Source organism: Flavobacteriales bacterium (genome assembly GCA_020435415.1).
Lineage (GTDB): Bacteria > Bacteroidota > Bacteroidia > JACJYZ01 > JACJYZ01 > JACJYZ01.
On record JAGQZQ010000153.1, the window covers coordinates 1 to 3,713 of the forward strand.

The 3,713-nt window shown below is 48.0% G+C and carries 4 protein-coding genes; 2 read left to right on the plus strand and 2 right to left on the minus strand.

Translation table 11 applies throughout. The features are described from left to right. Positions 1-1,883: S8 family serine peptidase (locus KDD36_14875; GenBank protein MCB0397932.1), on the minus strand; the 1,883-nt coding region annotated here is incomplete at its 3' end. Positions 1,884-2,042: 159 nt separating this feature from the next. Next, positions 2,043-2,495, minus strand: coding sequence for a type I restriction enzyme HsdR N-terminal domain-containing protein (locus KDD36_14880; protein MCB0397933.1), 453 nt, complete (start codon positions 2,493-2,495; stop codon positions 2,043-2,045). Positions 2,496-2,582: 87 nt separating this feature from the next. Here KDD36_14880 and KDD36_14885 point away from each other — a divergent pair, with 87 nt between their 5' ends. Further along, positions 2,583-3,362: an AMP nucleosidase gene (locus tag KDD36_14885; protein MCB0397934.1), complete on the plus strand. Its 780-nt coding sequence runs from the start codon at positions 2,583-2,585 to the stop codon at positions 3,360-3,362. 12 nt (positions 3,363-3,374) lie between these two features. Continuing rightward, positions 3,375-3,713: DNA polymerase III subunit delta (locus KDD36_14890; GenBank protein ID MCB0397935.1), on the plus strand; the 339-nt coding region annotated here is incomplete at its 3' end.

Here is a 3,713-nt window from a genome sequence, read left to right on the forward strand (position 1 = left end):
TGGTCGGCAGTGGCTGAAGGGATGACCTTGATCGGTGTCACATTGTAGAAATCACTTTCATTGCCATTGTTTCCTGTATTCATCCGGTTGTCGGACACGTACCCGTTTGCAGCAATCATAAGCCCCGCTTCATATAGGAGGTTAGGTGACTGGTCTACGATAACACCCAGACCGTTTTGTTGGTCGGGTAGACTGAATCCCAGGTTGCCGTTGCCATTGACGGAAGTATGTACCCTGTTGATGGTAATATCCACATAGTCCTGGTTTACATTCACGCTGAAAGGAGATTGACTTTCATACATCGTGTCCGAATAGGTAAGCATAAAATCCAGAACGGAGTTGGAAGGTGCGGAAGGCGAAATGACTACCACAAATGGATCCGCATTGTTACTCCCGGTACCCAGGGTGTTGAGACCGGCAATGACGGCGGTGCTGTCCAGCAATGATGCGAAGGGAGATAACGATGCAATACGCATGTGAATCGAATCGCTGGGTGCCATATAATTATGCAGGGATGCGACTATGTAGAGGGTATCACCGGGCTGAAACTGGTCTTCATACATATCGGTCACTGAAACCTTATCAAGTTCAATGGCTGGTCCGCCACTCTCTGTAAGTGCCCTGTAAAGGTTGAGTCTTCCGGTTCCAAGATAACCGGCATAAGCCTCGTTTCCTGAAATGGTGTCTATGAAGTCAGTGGTGCTTTTCAGCAATGCAGTTACTTGTGCTACATCAAGCTCAGGGAAATAGGATCTGAGGACTCCTGCACATCCTGCGGTGATCGGACTGGAAAAGGATGTTCCGCTGGAGCGGATGTATCCATTGCCGTTCCAGGTGCTATACACCTGCTCACCAGGCGCTGAAAGATCCACCTTCGGGCCATAGGAAGAACCGCCCCATTTGACATCCTGAGGTCCGGTTGCTGCGACAGACAACACATTGTCAAAGCTGGCCGGGTAAAAGGGAATGGCGTCGTTGTCATTTCCGGCTGCTGCCACCACCAACGCATCTTCATTGAATACCGCATAATTGATAATGTCCTGACCATATTGGGACTTGATGCCTTTTATTCCCCAGGAGCAGTTGATAACAGCGCAACCATGGTCGGCTGCATAAACAATGGATTCAAAGCCCCGGGTGAGGCCACCATTCTTATCGGATATTTTCAAAGGCAGGAATTTGCACCGGAACCCCGTTCCTGCCATGCCTAATCCATTGTCCGTTGTGGCGCCTGCCAGTCCTGATACAAACACGCCGTGGTGTTTTCCAGCCTCGTTGCTGGACGGGTCATTGTCATTTTCTCCCAGGTCCCACCCCCTGAAGTTATCCGTGTAGCCGTCGCCGTCGTCATCAACACCATTGATGGGATCATTATAGTTGTATCGGATATTGCCCACCAGGTCTTCATGATCTATATCTACCCCGGTGTCCGAAATGCCAACAACAACATTGGTGTCGCCAACGGAGATGTTCCACGCATCAAATGATTTGAGGAGCGGGTGTTCATATTGTCCTCCCAGTGCAGGGTCGTTTGGAGTGTATAGCAGCTGAGGAAGGTATCTGGGTTCTGCGTACTCAACCATGCCCGTGGCCATGATCTGACCGCACACATTTTCGGCGGAAAGGGATGCGGACCATGTTACTTCATAGATCAGGGAAAGATCTACCCGCTTGTCCGGCGTTTTTTTTGATGCTCCGCTTTCCGGAAATTTATCAGGAAAAACTTTGCTGGAGCGTTGCACGCCAATCCTGTTGAACAGTGCATCCAGCGCATGGCCGGTCACACGCATTTCTGAACATGAGGATCGGAATTCGGGTTTTACCTTCATGATCAACACACCTGAAATAGGTTCAGGTTTGTTGCTTTTAGGTTTATCAGCCATGGTCTGTGTGTATAAAAACAGACAGCCGATCACAGTGAATAATTTGTTCATTTGAAGCAGACGCATTCCCTTTGGACTAACGGGACGGTATACGGAAATAATTCAAAAGGGTTAGGGGGAGTGGAGGAGGGAGTTGGCAGTAGGCAGTTGGCAGACACATCACAGCATCAGCATCTCATAGGAAGGGAGGCGGTTCAGGAATTGCAGGGGCTGGTTTGCATCGGGAAGTTTGCAGAGAACGTGTTGGTTTCCGTTAGATAAAAGCATGTAACGTACTTGAAGCCGGGAATGGTAAACGGCTGCCTGCTGAAATACGCTTTCAGTGATTGCCACCTGAGGAGCTTTGCATTCAAGTAGCAACAAAGGCTTTCCAAATGAATCATGCACCACCAGGTCCGTCCTTTTTTTGAGACGGTTATAGCTCAACCCGGATTCAACCGACATGCGCCCCTTGGGCACCTGGATTTCTTCTGTAAGGTAACGAATCCAATGCTGACGGATGCTCTCCTCAGGTGTGAATGCAATGAACCGTTTTCTGACCGGATCAAAAACTTCCTGTCTTCCGCCTTGCAATCTGATATTGAAGGTATAGGAGGGTAATGTCAGTTCCATAAGTACGGGGCTCGGACCGAAATGTCAATAAAGATCACTTTGTTCATGGATGTAAAAGTAATAGGTTTGTAATGTAATCGGGATAGAATGAAAACCAAAGATGAAATCGTTAAGGATTGGCTTCCCAGGTATACGGGCCTGGATGCGTCCGGCTTTGCTGACTATGTATTGCTGACCAATTTTTCACATTACCTGGAAGTGTTCGCAGAATGGAACAACATCACGGACATTGCCTGGGATAAGCCAATGCCAACCGTTACCGCCAACGGTATCACAATGGTCAATTTTGGAATGGGAAGCGCCAATGCGGCAACCATCGTTGATCTGCTAGGCGCCAAGCAACCCAAAGCCTGTTTGTTTCTTGGCAAGTGCGGAGGTCTCAAGAAAAAGAACAATGTAGGTGATCTGATACTTCCGATTGCCGCTATACGCGGAGAAGGTACCTCCAATGATTATTTTCCGCCGGAAGTTCCGGCCTTGCCGGCGTTTAGCTTGCAAAAGGCGGTTTCCACAACCATCCGAAATCACAACCTGGATTATTGGACGGGTACGGTATACACCACCAACCGCCGTGTATGGGAGCATGATGAAAGCTTTAAAGAATACCTTCGTAAGCTGAGGTGCATGGGGATAGATATGGAAACAGCCACCATTTTCGCAGTGGGCTTTAAAAATAAAATTCCCACAGGTGCGCTGCTGCTGGTGTCAGATCAGCCTATGATCGCTGAAGGTGTAAAAACGTCTACCAGTGATCGAAAGGTAACCGAACAGTTTGTGCAGAAACACATTGAGATTGGGGTAGATGCACTCAAGGAACTGAAAAACAACGGCCTTACGGTAAAGCATCTGCGCTTTGAATTCGATTGACCTTAACATGCCATGAAGAAGTTCGATCAGATCATCAAGGATCTCTCAAATCAGATCTATTATCCCATTTATTTTCTCGCTGGGGAGGAACCATATTATATAGATGAGATCGCAAAATACATTGCGGATCATACCCTCACTGAATCGGAAAGGGAATTCAATCAAACGGTTTTGTATGGAAGGGAAACCAATATGGATGCGGTCCTGACCGAAGCCAAACGTTTTCCCATGATGGCGAATTTTCAGGTGGTGATCGTGAAGGAAGCACAACACCTGAAGAACCTGGAGGCACTGGATGATTACATGAAGTCACCCCAGAAGAGCACAGTTCTGGTCATTTGCTATAAGTAT

Coding starts and splice junctions, on each gene's coding strand:
- KDD36_14885 (MCB0397934.1), top strand. CDS start 2,583: ATGAAAACCAAAGATGAAATCGTTAAGGATTGGCTTCCCAGGTATACG.
- KDD36_14880 (MCB0397933.1), bottom strand. CDS start 2,495: ATGGAACTGACATTACCCTCCTATACCTTCAATATCAGATTGCAAGGC.